The organism is Kocuria sp. ICS0012 (assembly GCF_001665945.1).
Taxonomy (GTDB): Bacteria; Actinomycetota; Actinomycetes; order Actinomycetales; family Micrococcaceae; genus Kocuria; species Kocuria marina.
This window is the reverse complement of sequence record NZ_LZMM01000077.1, coordinates 41,865-56,797: the sequence shown is the minus strand read 5'-3', so window position 1 is coordinate 56,797 and position 14,933 is coordinate 41,865. Positions and strand designations below refer to the sequence as shown.

At 70.4% G+C, this 14,933-nt stretch carries 14 protein-coding genes and 1 pseudogene; 9 read left to right on the top strand and 6 right to left on the bottom strand.

What is annotated here, in order from left to right:
- Window positions 1-59: 59 nt before the first annotated feature.
- The 3 genes from cpaB to A5728_RS12175 form a co-directional block, all read right to left on the bottom strand.
- Window positions 60-734: a Flp pilus assembly protein CpaB gene (gene cpaB / locus A5728_RS12185; RefSeq protein WP_064847317.1), complete on the bottom strand. Its 675-nt coding sequence runs from the start codon at window positions 732-734 to the stop codon at window positions 60-62.
- 222 nt (window positions 735-956) lie between these two features.
- Window positions 957-1,310, bottom strand: a complete 354-nt coding sequence (locus tag A5728_RS12180; RefSeq protein ID WP_064847316.1) for an FmdB family zinc ribbon protein — start codon at window positions 1,308-1,310, stop codon at window positions 957-959.
- 68 nt (window positions 1,311-1,378) lie between these two features.
- Entirely contained in the window at window positions 1,379-2,017 is a 639-nt protein-coding gene (locus A5728_RS12175; RefSeq protein ID WP_064847315.1) for a 5-formyltetrahydrofolate cyclo-ligase, read from the bottom strand.
- A gap of 122 nt (window positions 2,018-2,139) precedes the next feature.
- Here A5728_RS12175 and galU point away from each other — a divergent pair, with 122 nt between their 5' ends.
- From galU to A5728_RS12155, 4 genes are all read left to right on the top strand, one after another.
- Window positions 2,140-3,048: a UTP--glucose-1-phosphate uridylyltransferase GalU gene (gene galU / locus A5728_RS12170; protein ID WP_035965884.1), complete on the top strand. Its 909-nt coding sequence runs from the start codon at window positions 2,140-2,142 to the stop codon at window positions 3,046-3,048.
- A 13-nt stretch (window positions 3,049-3,061) separates the two neighbouring features.
- Window positions 3,062-3,706, top strand: coding sequence for a GNAT family N-acetyltransferase (locus A5728_RS12165; protein ID WP_064847314.1), 645 nt, complete (start codon window positions 3,062-3,064; stop codon window positions 3,704-3,706).
- A 94-nt stretch (window positions 3,707-3,800) separates the two neighbouring features.
- Entirely contained in the window at window positions 3,801-4,751 is a 951-nt protein-coding gene (locus tag A5728_RS12160; protein ID WP_231885645.1) for a hypothetical protein, read from the top strand.
- Between the two features lie 80 nt (window positions 4,752-4,831).
- Window positions 4,832-6,772, top strand: coding sequence for a CYTH and CHAD domain-containing protein (locus A5728_RS12155; RefSeq protein ID WP_064847312.1), 1,941 nt, complete (start codon window positions 4,832-4,834; stop codon window positions 6,770-6,772).
- A gap of 187 nt (window positions 6,773-6,959) precedes the next feature.
- Here A5728_RS12155 and A5728_RS12150 read toward each other — a convergent pair whose 3' ends face one another.
- Window positions 6,960-8,738: an MDR family MFS transporter gene (locus A5728_RS12150; protein WP_064847311.1), complete on the bottom strand. Its 1,779-nt coding sequence runs from the start codon at window positions 8,736-8,738 to the stop codon at window positions 6,960-6,962.
- Entirely contained in the window at window positions 8,735-9,355 is a 621-nt protein-coding gene (locus A5728_RS12145) for a TetR/AcrR family transcriptional regulator (protein WP_064847310.1), read from the bottom strand. Before A5728_RS12145 ends, A5728_RS12150 begins: the two co-directional genes overlap by 4 nt.
- 305 nt (window positions 9,356-9,660) lie before the next feature.
- On the opposite strand from A5728_RS12145, the gene A5728_RS12140 reads away from it, so the two are divergent.
- The 5 genes and pseudogenes from A5728_RS12140 to A5728_RS14915 all read left to right on the top strand — a co-directional run.
- Window positions 9,661-10,686: a hypothetical protein gene (locus A5728_RS12140; protein ID WP_231885644.1), complete on the top strand. Its 1,026-nt coding sequence runs from the start codon at window positions 9,661-9,663 to the stop codon at window positions 10,684-10,686.
- Window positions 10,683-11,906 carry a glycosyltransferase family 2 protein gene (locus tag A5728_RS12135; protein WP_231885643.1) on the top strand — a complete coding sequence of 408 codons (1,224 nt, stop codon included), beginning with the start codon at window positions 10,683-10,685 and terminating at the stop codon, window positions 11,904-11,906. The genes A5728_RS12140 and A5728_RS12135 overlap by 4 nt, the downstream gene beginning before the upstream one ends.
- A complete protein-coding gene (locus A5728_RS12130) occupies window positions 11,896-12,861 on the top strand; it encodes a WcbI family polysaccharide biosynthesis putative acetyltransferase (RefSeq protein ID WP_064847308.1) in 966 nt (321 codons plus the stop codon). Before A5728_RS12135 ends, A5728_RS12130 begins: the two co-directional genes overlap by 11 nt.
- Window positions 12,858-13,400 carry a DUF3253 domain-containing protein gene (locus A5728_RS12125; RefSeq protein WP_064847307.1) on the top strand — a complete coding sequence of 181 codons (543 nt, stop codon included), beginning with the start codon at window positions 12,858-12,860 and terminating at the stop codon, window positions 13,398-13,400. The genes A5728_RS12130 and A5728_RS12125 overlap by 4 nt, the downstream gene beginning before the upstream one ends.
- A 64-nt stretch (window positions 13,401-13,464) precedes the next feature.
- A pseudogene (locus tag A5728_RS14915) lies at window positions 13,465-13,587 on the top strand (M20/M25/M40 family metallo-hydrolase); the annotation flags it as partial.
- A gap of 84 nt (window positions 13,588-13,671) precedes the next feature.
- Here the strand turns inward: A5728_RS14915 and A5728_RS12120 are convergent.
- Window positions 13,672-14,901, bottom strand: a complete 1,230-nt coding sequence (locus tag A5728_RS12120) for an amidohydrolase family protein (RefSeq protein WP_064847306.1) — start codon at window positions 14,899-14,901, stop codon at window positions 13,672-13,674.
- Window positions 14,902-14,933: the final 32 nt, after the last annotated feature.

Here is a 14,933-nt window from a genome sequence, read left to right as displayed (position 1 = left end):
TCCACCCGAGTCCGTATGACCTCGACCCGGGGCAGGGTTTTGCATGATCCCGCGTTCCCTCACGACGACACCAGGACGAGGGACACCCGACCCGTCCCGTCGAGCGTGGCCAGTTCCGCGGCGGTCTCACGGGACGCCGCCAGGACCACGAGCCCGGCATCCCCGTCGGTGCCCGACGCGGAGAGCAGGGACGAGGTGTCGGGGGAGCGTGCGGTCGCGGCCCACAGCACGGTGACCGATTGGGCCACGGCGCGACCGCGCCCGTTCGAGGCATCGTCGGTGTGGTGCACCACGTCCACCACGTCACCCGGTCGGACATGTCGTAGCACCGCGGGATCGCTCACCCGCACCGTCGCAGCGGTGGTCCCCTGGGGCTGACCCGTGAGCACCCCGGGGCCCAGCACGGTGGACGGTGTCACGGGTTGCCCCGCGGTCAGGGCGATCGTGGTGGTCTGCCCCGCGGCGTCGTCGGGACTGCTGAAGGCTGACGCGGGGGTGAGGGCGGACGGGAACTCTGCGACCGTGAGGTCACCAGGCGCAAGGGACTGGCCCGCGGGGATCTCCCGGGCCGCCGTGACCACGGGTGTGGTCTGCGCGCTCGGCGGGGCGAGTCGCAGGATCACGAGCGTTAGGGCCAGGGCACACAGCGCGGCGGCCACGAGGCGGTGGCGGCGCCGCACCGCGGTGCGGACGCGCAAGGCCAGCGGATAGTACGGACGGGATCGGGAGCGCATACCCGGACGCTAGGCGGGCGGCGTCGTCGTCCCGGAGCGGCGTGGTGGATCGGTGGAGACCGGGGGTGGGCTCAGCGCCGAACACTCACCCGTGCAGTGCGCTCGCCGCGGCGAGAGACAGGCATGCGCCGGTCTGTCGACCCGGGTCCCGTCGTGCAGGGACGCCGCGCTGGTCCGGTCAGCAGCGGGCTCGGCGGAAGTGACCGTGGGAGCGACGTCGACTCAGGACGCGGAGGTCGACCCGCTCGCGGTCGAGGCGGAGGATGAGCTCGTGCCGCTGCCGGAGGTGGCGGACGCAGCGGTGCCGGAGTCCTTGCCTGCGCCCTTGTCCGCGGCCGGGGTCGCGGTGGCATCCGCCGATCCCGAGGGGCCGGAGGAACTCCCGCTCGAGGAGGAGTCCGAGCGCGAGTCGTTGCGGTAGAAACCGGAACCCTTGAACACCACGCCCACCGAGTTGAACTTCTTCCGCAACCGGCCGCCGCATTCCGGGCACACCGTCAGGGCGTCGTCGGAGAAGGACTGGCGGATGTCGAAAGCATGGCCGCAATCTTTGCAGGCATAGGCGTAAACGGGCACGGGTGTTCCTTCGAGGGGTGAGGGTGGTTTACTGACCTCACATCCTACTCGCCCGTCCACGGCTGCGATCACTGCCCGGAGGGCCCCAGGGGCACGACGCCGCGTTCCGTGAGGACGCTGCCGAGCACGGCATCGTGCGCTTCGCGGGGGACGGTCCCCGCCGGCAGCACCTCGTCCGCGTAGCAGCAGGCCATGGCCTCCAGCCGGTGCCGGGTCCCCGTAATGCGCGGCAGGAACCGGTCGTAGTACCCGCCCCCGAAGCCCAGCCGCACACCGGCCTCGTCCACCGCGATCACCGGCACGAGCAACACCCGCACCGCCGTGAACACCTCCGCCCCGTGCCGTTCCCCGGCGGGTTCGAGCAGCCCGGGCAACGCCCCCTGGACCAGAGGGGCATCCGGGTGCCACTGCACCCAGCTCAACTGCCGCAGGGGTTCCACCACGGGCAACCAGACCCGGTGGCCGCGGTGATGCGCCTGCGTGAGCGCGGACAGCAGGGGCGGCTCGTCCGGCAGGGGCAGGAACGCAGCCAGGTCACCCGTCCCGGTCCCGGCGAGGACGCGCGCCAGGTGCTCCGCGAACCCCGTCTCCGCCCGGTGCCGTGCGGACGCCCCACGACGACGCCGCCGCGCCAGGATCCGTGCGCGCAATCGCGCCTTGTCCTCGGGGACCGGGGATGCGTCCGCGGGGGATGCCGTGGGGTCCATGCGTCGTCGACCGTCCTTCCCTGTTCACCGTTGGGAGTACATTTCCCGAGAATTCTCGCATTCCCGGTATCACACGGGCGTTGGAACGCGGGCGCCCGTGTGCGGTCGTTTACCCTGATCCCATGAGTCGTGAAGAGACCAAGCGCGTACACAAGGCCGTCATCCCCGCCGCGGGGTTGGGCACCCGATTCCTGCCCGCCACCAAGGCCATGCCCAAGGAAATGCTGCCCGTGGTGGACCGCCCGGCCATCCAGTACGTGGTGCAGGAAGCCGTGGACGCCGGCCTGGACGACGTCCTCATGATCACCGGCCGCTCCAAGCGCGCCCTCGAGGACCACTTCGACCGCGTCCCCGCGCTCGAGGCGCAACTGGATGCGTCCGGCAAGAAGGCACTGTTGGCCGAGGTCGAGCACGCATCGGACCTGGGCGAGATCCACTACCTGCGGCAACAGGACCCCAAGGGGCTGGGACACGCGGTGTTGCGTGCCAAGACCCACGTGGGCGACGACCCGTTCGCGGTGCTGCTGGGCGACGACCTGATCGACGAGAAGGAAGACCTGCTCGCCCGGATGATCCGCGTGCAGGAGCGCACCGGCGGTTCCGTGGTGGCCCTCATGGAGGTGCCCCGCGAGAACATCAGCGCGTACGGCTGCGCGGACGTCACCGCCGTCGAGGGGGAGGACTACGTCCAGGTCAACGGCCTCGTGGAGAAGCCCGCGCCGGAGGACGCCCCGTCCAACCTCGCGATCATCGGCCGCTACGTGCTGCACCCGGAGATCTTCGAGATCCTTGAGAACACGGCCCCCGGCCGCGGTGACGAGATCCAGCTCACGGATGCCATGCAGACCATCGCGGACCGCGGGGATGCTGCCCACGGCATGTACGGCGTGGTCTTCAAGGGCCGCCGCTTCGACACCGGGGACAAGCTGTCCTACCTCAAGGCGAACATCGAGCTCGCGTGCGAACGCGAGGACCTCGGTCCGGGCCTGCGCGCCTGGATCAAGGACTACGCCCGCGACCTCGAAGGCTGAGGTCCCCACCTTCGTGAACACGGCTGCAGAATGGCCGGTCACCCTTCAGTGGGCGCAGCTCGTGCTGCGCCCACTGGCCATGAGTGACCGCGGTGAATGGGACCGGGTGCGCTACCGCAATAGGCAGTGGCTCGAACCATGGGAAGCGAGCAACCCCGAGGCGGACGGCGCGGCGCCGTCGTTTCGTGGTTTCGTGCGCTCCATGACCAAGCAGGCGCGGGAAGGGCAGACCCTGCCGTGGCTGATCACCGAGCAGGACCCCGGGACCCGGCGCCACGAACTCGTGGGGCAACTGACCGTCTCGGGCATCACCCTGGGGTCGTTCCGCTCCGCGACGTTGGGCTACTGGGTGGACGGCGCGCAAGCCGGGCGCGGGATCGCCCCCATGGCGGTGGCCATGGCCACCGACTACTGCTTCGAGCACCTGCGGTTGCACCGGATGGAGATCAACATCCGCCCGGAGAATGCCAAATCACTGCGGGTCGTGGAGAAGCTGGGTTTCCGGGACGAGGGGCTGCGCCCGCGGTTCCTGCACATCGCGGGTGACTGGGCGGACCACCGAAGCTTTGCGCTCACCGCGGAGGAGGTCCCGGAGGGGCTCGTTCGTCGGTTCACGGGCGAGGACCGGGGGATCACCGTCCGGCGCGCGTCTCGCTGACAGCCATGTGAAAAGGCTCCGGACGGCGTCATAACTGCATCGAATTACATTGATGTGAGCAACACGCGTTTGCGTTCCGGGGGATCACGGCGCGGTGTCCTACGCTGAGACGGTGGGATTGTCGTGGGTGAGCAGTTCGGCCGTATTGGCCATTATCATCGTGCTGTGCGTCGTGCGGTTCGCACCGCGCGTGGCTCGGCGCACGAACGCTCCTGTTCGTGCCCAGGTGGAGGCCCCAGATCTGCAGACCGGTGCCGTGATCCACAGGCAGGAGCGCGTGGGTGCGGAGTCCACTACAGTGCACACAGTAGCCTCATCACACGTCCACGAACGGGAGACGAAAGCCATGGAGACAACGGCACCCGCGCCGGGCGCGACCACAGTCCAGCGCGGTTCCCTGGCGGGGCTGCGGATCAAGTGGGACCGCACCATCATCTTCCTCACCGGGGTGTTGCTGCTCCTGGCCGCCGTGGTGAGCGCTCTCGCCGCACCGCTGACCGCCGTGTCCTGGGCCGTACCAGTGGTCCTGTTCCTGCTGGGCGCCGGGTGCGTGGCCGGTCTGCGCTACCTCGCCGTCACCGACCGTGAACAGCGCGCCGCCGCCCGTCCCGTCACCGCGGACGTCGCCCCCGTGCAGTACGCGATCTTCGACAACGAGGACGAGGACCGCCAGGAAGCCGCTCAGCACGACCGCGAGCTGCACGCGTCCCTGGATCTGCCCGTGGACGGTGAACAGCCCGCCACCGGAACCGCCGAACGTCCCGCGGAACCCGTCTACACCGTCGCCGAGTTGCGCGCCGAGGCCCTCAAGGTCGCCCGCAGTGCGGCACCGGCCGCGTCGAGCGCCACCACGTGGCAGCCGGTCCCGGTGCCCAAGCCGCTCTACACGCAAGCGCCCGTGGTCGAGCGCAGCGAGCCGGAACCCCTCCGCGTGCCCGAGCGCCCGGCAGCTCGTTCAACGTCCCTCAAGGAAGCCGTGCGCGCCGGTGAGCAGGAGCCTGCGGCGCTGAACCTCGACGACGTGTTGAAGCGACGTCGGGCCTGAGAGCTCTGCAGAACATTCGTTGACAGCAACGCGCCGCGGCCCCCCCCCCGGGCCGCGGCGCGTTCCACACAGGGAGCACCATGGTCACCCAACAGGTCGAGATCGAACGCAAGTACGATGTCGCGGGGCAGCGCACCCCCAGGCTCAAGCTGCACAAGCTCAAGAACTTCACCGTGGGTGATCCCGTGGAGCACGAGATGAGCGCCACGTACTACGACACCGCCGATCTCGCGCTCGCGCACGCGAAGGTGGCCGTGCGGCGTCGTACGGGCGGCAGCGACGACGGCTGGCACGTCAAGTACCAGGCTGGGCAGGTGCGCGGGGAACTGCATTACGAGCCGCTGAAGACCTCGGCGCAGCGGATCCCCGCCGCGCTGCGCAGGGTCCTCACCGGCCTGACCCTGGGCGAGGAGCTCACCCCGGTCGCGACCATCAACACCCACCGCACGGTGTACCCGGTGCTCGGGGAGGACGGTCAGTACGCGGAGCTGTGCCTGGACGCGGTCAGCGCGCGCGACGAGCGCGGCCGGGTCACGCGGGAATGGTCCGAGTGCGAGGTCGAGCTCACGCGCGACGACCTCACCCAGAAGCAGGCGCGCACGGTGTTCGAGGCCGTGGAGTCCGTGCTGTACGCGGCGGGGGCGGCGCCGTCGTCCTCGGTCGCGAAGATCGCCCGCGCCCTGGGCCAGGACGGTGGCGACTCGGTGCGGGTCGTCGCCCCGGAGCACGCCGCAGAGGCCGGTGCCTCCGACGACGCCGCCCTCCCGGACCACGCCAGTTCCGGCACCGATGACGCCACGTCCTCGGACGGTGGTGTGAGCGAAACAGATGCCGCGAAGGCGTCGGCGGAATCGGAGCGGGGTTCGGCCACGAAGTCCGAGATGACGGGCGATGCGGAGACGGACAAGGGCTCCGGCAAGAAGCCGGGCAAGAAGGCCAAGGCCGAGAAGACCGGGAAGAAGTCGAAGAAGAAATCAGGGAAGTCCTCGGACAAGGACTCGCAGGCCCCCGCTGCTGCGGAGCCGGAGCCCGAAACGAAGTCCGAGCCGACCGGAGCGGACGTTCTCGCGGCGATGCTCGCCCGCCTGACCGGGGAGCTGCAGCGGTGGGACTTCGCCGTGCGGATCGACGCCCCGGACTCGGTGCACCAGTTGCGGGTGCGCTCGCGGGCGTTGCGGGCCGTACTGCAGGCCGCGCGTGGGTTCGTGACCGAGGACGTCGTCGCGGATCTTGAACAGCGCCTCAAGGGTGTTGCCAGGGTCCTGGGTGATGCCCGCGATCAAGAGGTCGCCCGGCAGCGACTCGACGTGTTGCTCGAGGCCCAGCCCTCCGGCGTGGTGACGGAACAGGCCAAGCAGGAACTGCGTGCTTCGGCCGACCAGCTCGGCGTGGTGGCGGGCCGCACCGTGCGCCGGGAACTCGACGGTGCCGCCTACCTGCAACTCGTGCGGGACCTGCGAGCGCTCGCGGCGGGCCAGGACATCACCGAGGACGCGGCGCAACTTTCGGCCAAGGACTTCGCCAAGACCGTACTGGGTGCCGCGTTGAACCGTGTGCTCGTCTCCGCCAACGCCAAGGTCCCGGACGCCGATGTCGCGACCGACGTCAGCGACATGGCTGCCGAAGTGGGTCGACGCATCACCCTCCCGGGTCTGGACGCAATGCAGACCGCCGCGGCGTTCGACGTGGTCCACGAGACCCGCAAGGCCGCCAAGTCCGCGCGGTACGTGTCCGAGGCACTGGGGCACGCCCACGCGAAGGCGGGCAAGAAGCGGGTCCGTGCGGCCGCGGTGGCCAAGGACTACCAGGACGATCTGGGCGTGATTACGGACGCCGCCGTCATGGAGGAGTGGTTGGCCCGGGCCAGCCGGTCCTTCCAGCGCACGGGCAAGGACCGCTACGCGGTGGGCCTGCTGCACGGGATGGAGCTGTCCGACCTGCGGGACGGGATGCTGGAGGCGCCGGAGATCCTCGCGGATCTGGTGGAGGACCTGTGCGAGGTACTGCCGTCGGAGGACTGACGAGCACCGCCCCGCCCCGGGGGGGGATCCCCGGGGCGGGGCGGTGCTGTCGCGTGGTTGCGGGCCCGTGAGGTCGGGCACTGCATTCGTGGCGGGGCCGTCTCGCCTCAGCGCCCGCCCGGTCAACGCGGAGCGGCTGGTCCCGGGGTGCGAACGGCGTGCATCACTCGGATCCCGGAGCGCTCTTTCAGGCCCGGTGGCGCGGCGCCGGGCGGCCACCGCGTCGGCCTCTGCGCGGCGGGCGGGCCGCGGTCTGCGTGGCTGCCGACGCCTGCGAGGTCTCCCGGGTTCGCGGGAACTCAGAGGCGGCACTGTCCGTCACGGTCCCCGGCTGACGAGGGGATTCTGCGGGGCGGTCCGAGGCGCCCACTGCCGCCTGCGCCTCGGTGGCGGTGGCCTCGACCGTGGAGATCTCGCCCGTGCTCAGGTCCACGCGGGTGGCCAGGGGCTTCTCCTCCACGAACAGCAGCAGCACGAACGCGAGCACCGCGAGCGGGATCATGAACAGGAAGATGGGCAGCAGGGCGTCGTTGTAGGACTGGATCACCGGGTCGCGGAACATGGCCGGCAGCCCGTGCACGCTCTGCGGGGTGAAGGAGTTGGCGTCCATCGCCCCGGCGGACTTGCCCGGGATCTTGGGCAGGTTCTCCGCCAGCAGGTCCTTCAGCCGGGAGATGAACAGCGAGCCCACCACGGCGGAGCCCACGGTGGCTCCCACCTGGCGGAAGAAGTTGCTGGAGGCGGTGGCGGTGCCCACGATCCGGTTGGGCACCGAGTTCTGCACGATGAGCACCAGGATCTGCATGCTCAGCCCGATGCCCGCGCCGAACACCGCGAGGAACACGCACATGCGAACGGTGGAGTCCGAGACTTCCAGGGTGGACAGCAGCCACAAGCCGATGCCCATGATCACCATGCCCACCAGGGGGAACAGCTTGTACCGGCCCGTGCGGGAGACGATCTGGCCCGAGACGATCGAGGTGATCAGCAGGGACGCCATCATGGGGGTCATGAGCAGACCGGCCTGGGTGGCGTCCACGCCCTTGACCATCTGGATGTAGGTGGGCATGTAGCCGATCGCGCCGAACATGGCCACGCCCACCGCGAGCCCGGACACGGTGGTCAGGGTGAAGTTGCGGTCCTTGAACAGGGGCAGGGGGATCACGGGGCTGCTCGCGCGGGTCTCGGCGATCACGAAGGCGATGGCCCCGGCCAGGGTGGTGGCGCACAGCAGCAGGATCTGCGGGGAGTTCCAGTCGTACTGGGTCCCGCCCCACGTGCACACCAGGATCAGGCACGTGGTGGCACCGGCCAGCAGGATCATGCCCAAATAATCGATGCGTTCGCGCTCCTCGCGGGGCCGCCGGGGCAGCTTGAGGAACACGGCCACCGCGATGATGGCCAGGATTCCGAGCGGGATGTTGAAGGAGAACGCCCAGCGCCAGCCGGGACCCTCCGTGATCCAGCCGCCCAGCAGCGGCCCGGCCACCGAGGACACGGCGAACACGGCGCCCATCACGCCCATGTACTTGCCGCGCTCACGGGCGGGGACCACGTCCGCGATGGAGGTCTGGGCGAGGATCATCAGACCACCGCCGCCCAGGCCCTGCACCACGCGGGCGGTGATGAGCCAGCTCATGGTCCCGGCCGCCGCACCCAGGGCGGAGCCCGCGATGAACAGCACGATGGCCGCGATCAGCACGGGCTTGCGGCCGAGGAGATCGGAGATGCGGCCGTAGACCGGCATCATCACGGTGGAAGCCAGGATGAAGCCGGTGATGACCCAGCTCATGTGGTCCACACCGCCTAGGTCTCCCACGATGGTGGGCAGGGCGGTGGAGAGGATGGTCTGGCTGAGGGACGCGAGCAGCATGACGACCATGAGGCTCGCGAACAGCAGTCCGAGGTGGGGTGGTTTCTCGTCCACAGGAGGGCTGGATACAGCCCGGGTGGCGGTGGCGGTCATGAGATCTCCTTGAGAGCGGTGCGGAAGACGCCGATGGCGTGGTCGAGCGCGCGCTGGATGGCGGCGTCGTCGGGTGTGGTGGCCAGATGCGTGTTGGTACGGAACACGAACTTGATGACCGAGCCGGCCAGCAGGACGAACGCGTGGGTCGTCTCCTCCGAGCGGGGAGGGGTGTCGCGCGCGGAGTGTTCGGTGACGGTGGAGACCACGAGGTTCTCCACCGCGGTGATGTGCATCCCGATGCGCCGTTTGAGTTCGGGGTGGGCGCACATCAGTTCACGACGGCGCGTGGCGAGCTCCGGGGGGCCTGTGGCGTCCCGGAGGACGTCTACGAACAGGCGCACGGTGCGAGCGAACTCGTCCCCGGCGTCAGGATCCGTATAGCGCTCGCGAGCGGCCTCGGACAGTCGCGGCGGGGTGAGCCCCAGCATCGCGTCCTCCTTGGACGAGTAGTAGTTGAAGAACGTCCTGCGGGAGACCCCGGCACGTTCGGCAATGGCTTCCACGGCGGTGTCGGCGTAATTCCCCGACGTCGCGAGCTCCAGCGCGGCGCGATGGATCTCCGCGAGGGTGCGAACACGGTGGCGTTCACGCAGGGAGAGATGGGATTCAGGCACGACGAAAATCCTATGCACGAGTGCAAATTTGCACAAGTGCAACGAGTGCACGGATGAAGTGAGTTCCGCCACGACGTGCGGGGTGTGTCCGGCAGCCAACCCGGGTCCTTTAAGACGCATGCGATGCCCACCCGGGTCCTCTCGGACGCGCCCGGTACCCGCCCACCCGCCCGCTCCTGGCCGCCGCGGCAGCCGGACTGCACAACACCTGGGGCCCGAAAATGCACGGATTCTCGAATCCACGTGTTGTTCCGGGACACAGATGTTAGGGGCCGGATGGATGGCCGGGTCGATACAGTGGGGCGGTGACAGTTCCCCTCCTCGCCTGTGTGGGCCCGGCCCAGCACGGTGTCCGCATGCATGCCGAGGCACTCGCGCGGCACACCCCGGAAGCCCGATCGGTGTCCGGCACGGTCGACGAACTCCTGCCCGACCTGCTCCGCGACGACGCCCCCGTGCACCTGCACTTCACCGACCGCGTGTTCGGCGATTCCGCCACGGCCGCCGCGGACACGATCGCCCGGTTGGCTCGGGTCCGGCCCGTCTCGGTGACCCTGCACGACATTCCCCAGCCGTCGGACGGCCACGCCTTCGAGGCGCGACGTGCCGCCTATGCGCGCGTCGCGGACCTCGCGCGCACCGTGATCGTGAGCAGCGCGTCGGAACGTCGCCAGCTCGAGCGGTTCGTCGCAGCCGATGTCACCGCCGTTTTCGTGGACCCGCTGCCCATCGATCCGCCGGAGCCGGGGGAGTGGGCGGCCGCGCGACGTCATCCGGCGAACGGCACTCCGAGCGTGGCGATGCTCGGCTTCCTGTATCCGGGCAAGGGCCACGACCGTGTGGTCGCGGCCCTCGAAGGTGTGCGCACCCCGGTTGACGTCGTGGCACTGGGCCGCCCCTCGGACGGTCACGACGACCTCGTCCCGGCCCTGAACGCCGCGGCCCGCGCGCTCGGGCACTCGTTCAGCGCCACGGGATTCCTGCCCGACGCCGCCCTGACCCGCGCCGCGCAAGAAGTCACGGTCCCGGTGGTCGCACCGTCCCACGTCTCGGCCTCCGGGTCGGTGGGCCGGTGGATCGCGAGCGGACGCAAACCCCTCGTGACGCCCCACCCGTTCTTCGAGGAACTCGCGGCGCGGGCCCCATGGGCGCTTACGCTCACCGATGACCTCCCGACGGCGCTGGCTCGCGCACTCAAGGATCCCGCCGCCACGTGGATCGATCCCGCCGCGTGGGATGCGACTCAGGTCCCCGGCACGGCTGCTGCCGCCGCAATGCAATGGGAGCGGATCACAGGGGATCGACTCACACCTCGGCGAGGTGCGCTGTGAGCGCGCCGTCGATGAGCGTCGTCGTCCCGTACTTCGAGAACCAGCGCGGCCTGGATCGCCTGCTCGCCGCATTGGCGCAGCAGGACCACCCGGTAGAAGAGTTGGAGGTTGTGGTCGCCGACGACGGCTCCGCAGAGGCCCCCGCGATCCCGCCCGTCCCGTTCACGTGCACCGTGGTGCGCCAGGAGGACCTGGGCTTCCGCGCGGGGGCGGCGCGCAATCTCGGGGCGCGCACTGCGCGGGGTGATGTGCTCGTGTTCCTGGACGGGGACATGATCCCCGAGCCGGGGTTCGTCTCCGCGATGCTCACCGGGCTCACCCGTGCGGATGACGGCCACGGCGCGCTCGCGGTGGGCGCTCGCCATCACGCGGCGCTCGACGGCCTCAACGTGCCCGCCGTGCTGCGCTGGGTCGCGGGCGAGGACGTCCCCGGCGCACGTCGGCTGCAGGATCCCGTGTGGCTCGCGGACGGCTACGCCCGCACGGCGGATCTGGCGGACGCGGGGACCGAGGACTTCCGGCTCGTGATCAGCGCGCTGCTCGCGATGGACCGCGCACTTTTCGAGCGCTGCGGTGGCTTCGACGAGACCCTCGTGGGCTACGGCGGCGAGGACTGGGACCTGGCGTACCGCTGCTGGCAAGCGGGGGCGCGCTTCACCCACGTACCGGGGGCCGGGGCGTGGCACGACGGTCCCGACCTCGCCGGCCGCAGTGCCACGCGCGCGGTCAAGGACGCCGAAACTCTCGCCCTCGCCCGGCGGATCCCACTGCGCAGCACGCGCGGGTCGGGTGTCGCGTTCGGCCAACCGTGGGCGGTCGTGCAAGTGCACGGGCACGACGACGCCGCCGAGGCCTACCTCACCGCCGCCCACGTCCTGCGCGACACGGATGCCGGGGTGTGGTTCGTGGACCGCGCGGAGGTCCCGGACGCGCTCGCCGAGGACCCCCGGATCCGGATCGGTGCACCACCGCAGAACGTGCTCGACCGGGCCGTGGTCCTCGCCGATGTCCACGCGCCCCTCACACTGGACGTGCCCCTGCGTCGGTGGAGCGAGCGCGGGGAAACTCATGTGCCGGGGTTGCTCACGGTGCGTTCCGTGCGTGCCGTGAACCGGGCAGAATCGAATCCGGTGGACGTGGACCCGGACGATCCGCGGGTCCCGGTCCACGCCGCGGACACCGCACGACGACTCGAGGACAGGGTGGGACATGACCACTGAACCGACGAACGACGCACACATCGCGGGCCGCCGGGTGCACTACGGGGACTTCTACGGGCTCAACGGGCTCCCCGACGTCCCGCTGTTCGCGGTGTACGGCAACTGTCAGGCCGAGTCCCTGCGCGTCCTGCTCCACGGCGCCCTGGCCGGTGAGTGGCACGGGGTGCGCCTGCCGCCCGTGCACGAGTTGACCGAGCAGGACCTGCCCCACTTGCATACCCTGCTGCCGCGGCTCTCGCTGTTCGTGACCCAGCCCGTGGCGGCCGGATACCGCGGCCTGCCCCTGGGCAACAACGACGTCCTCCCGCGCTTGGCCGACGACGCCCGGATCGTGCGCATCCCGGTGATGCGCTGGACCGCGCTCATGCCCACGCTCGCGATCGTGCGGGCCCCAGGCGTGGGGGACCCTCCCGTGGCCCCGTACCACGACCTGCGGGTGCTGACCGCCGCGGCCCGGGGTGAGTCCACGGTGGAGCTGACCCGCCCGACCCCGGAGGCAGTGTGGGCGGCACGGGAAGAGTCGCTGCGACAGCTGCGAGTGCGGCAAGACGCGCACCATGCCCTCGATGCCGCCTCGATCCTGGATGCCGCCGGCCCCCATGCCGTGCACGTGATCAATCACCCGGGTAACGGGGTGCTCACGGAGGTCGCTGCGGCGATCCTGGCGGAGGCCGGCCTCAGCGCGACCGTCCCCGATCCCGGGCGGGTGCTGCTGGGCGGGATCCGCGCACCGATCTACGCGAGCACGCTCGAAGCCCTCGGTCACGATCCCGACGACTTGATCGGGGGTCCGCACGACGACTGGATCATCCACGGGGAACACATCCCGGAACAGGACATCGCGGCCGAACACCTGCGCTGGTACGCCCAGAACCCTTCCGTGGTCACGGCCGGTCTGGCGCGCCACGAACAACTCATCTCCCGCCTGGGACTGGACGGGGGGCTGCGCCGATGAGCCCGGAAAAGAAGGACGCGGCGACCGCGGCGTCGTCGGGCCCCGAACGCACTGCGGACGGGCACCACATCGTGGTCAACGGGCGCACATGGCGCGCCACGGACCCGTGCATCCCTGAGAAGTTCCGGGAGGAACTCGTCCGCGAACTCATGAGTGCCCGGCGAGCCGTGAAGTCCAAGGACGAACACGCGCGCGAGCGGGTCCAGGACGCGAAGGTCGCGCTGGGGGAGCGAGGTGACCCGTGGTGGGAGACCCCCTCGGAGTCCGGGCTGCGGGAACGGCGTGCGGCCACGATCCGTGCGCTGCTGCGGCACCGAGCGGGCACGACGATCTGCCCGTCCGACGTTGCCCGGACCCTGGGCGGGGACGAATGGCGGGACGACATGCCCGGGGTGCGGGCGGTGGCCCGGGAACTGGCGGACGTGGGGGAGATCACAGTGCAGCAAAAAGGTGAGACAGTGGACATCACCACAGCCCGTGGCCCGGTCCGGCTCGCGCCGGGACCGGAACTCACGGGGATGCCGGCGGACGGGGACTGAGACCGCCCGCCCGGACCGAGGAGGTCGCGTGACGTTCCTGGACGACGCGACATCACTGCGGCCCGACCTGCACACCGCTGGTCTCGTGGGCGCGGCCACACTGCTGAGCGCTCGCCGGGACGACCTGGCGGGCCACGTCGTGTTCATGGTCCAGCCCGGCGAGGAGGGACCCGGCGGAGCGGCGCCCAGGCCGCGGCCCTCGCCGAACTCGCGTGGGAGCGTCTGGCGCGCGCCTGATGTTCCTGCCGGGGGCCGGGGCGGTGCGCCCCGCTCAGCGCACCCGTTCCCCGGCCTGCCACACCCCGCGGACCCGGCCGCGCAGTTGCGTGACGCCCTCGCGGTGGAGATCACCCTCGAGTAGGACCAGATCCGCCGTGGCGCCACGCTCGAGGTTGCCCAGGCACGGTTCCTCGATGAGCTGCGCGGCCGTGGATGTCGCGGCACGCAACGCGTGCACCGTGGACATCCCGTTGGCCGCCATGAGCTCGATCTCCTCGAGGTTCTCGCCGTGGGCGCCCACGCCCGCATCCGTGCCCATGGCGATCTTCACGCCAGCGTCGTGGGCCTTGGCCACGGACGCGCTGTGGGCTTGCGCCACGCGGCGGGCCTTCTCGACCACGCCCGGGGGCATGGGCACGCCCGCCTCGTGGGCCGTGATCACCGCGAGCGGGGCCTGCAGCGTGGGGACCAGGAAGGCGTCGTTCTCCAGGAGCAGCTCGATGGCCTCGTCGTCCAGGAAGATCCCGTGTTCCACGGATCGAGCTCCGGCGCGCAGGGCGTTCTTGATCCCGGGGGCACCCTGCGCGTGGGACATCACGTAGGCACCCTGTGCGCGGGCCTCGGCCACGATGACCTCGATCTCGTCCGGGCCGAACTGCGAGTGCTGCGGATCGTCGTCGGGGGACAACACGCCGCCCGTGGAGCAGATCTTGATCTGGTCTGCACCGGCCCGCAGGATCTCGCGGGCCTTGCGCCGCACGCCGTCGGGACCGTCGGCCACGCCGTCGGGGCGGCCGGTGTGCGGCGCGAGCATGGGTGAGCACGCACCCGAGAGCAACCAGCTGTCCCCGTGGCCCCCGGTCTGGGACATGATGCTCACCGAGAGTTTCACGCGTGGTCCGCGAACCAGCCCGGTGGCCAGGGAATGCTTGAGGCCGGCGTCCGCACCACCGGCATCGCGCACGGTGGTCACACCGGCGTCGAGCGTGCGGCGCATGTTGTCCACCGAGCGGTAGAACTGCGTGGAGAACGGTTCCGCGAAACCCGCGAGGGACCCCGCGTTGCTCACGGTCAGGTGTACGTGGCAGTCGATGAACCCCGGGGTGAGCGTATGTCCCGAGCCGTTCACCGTGCGCGTGTCCTGCGAGGCCTGGATCTCACCGTGCGAGGCCAGCCGCTCGATGCGTCCCTCGCGCACCAGGACGTCCCTGGTCCCGGAGTGGAAGTCCGTGCCGTCGAAGACGACGACGTCCGTGAACAGCGTGCTGGTGGGTTCCCTCATGGTGTCCTCCCGGGGTGTGGGCGTTGCGGCGG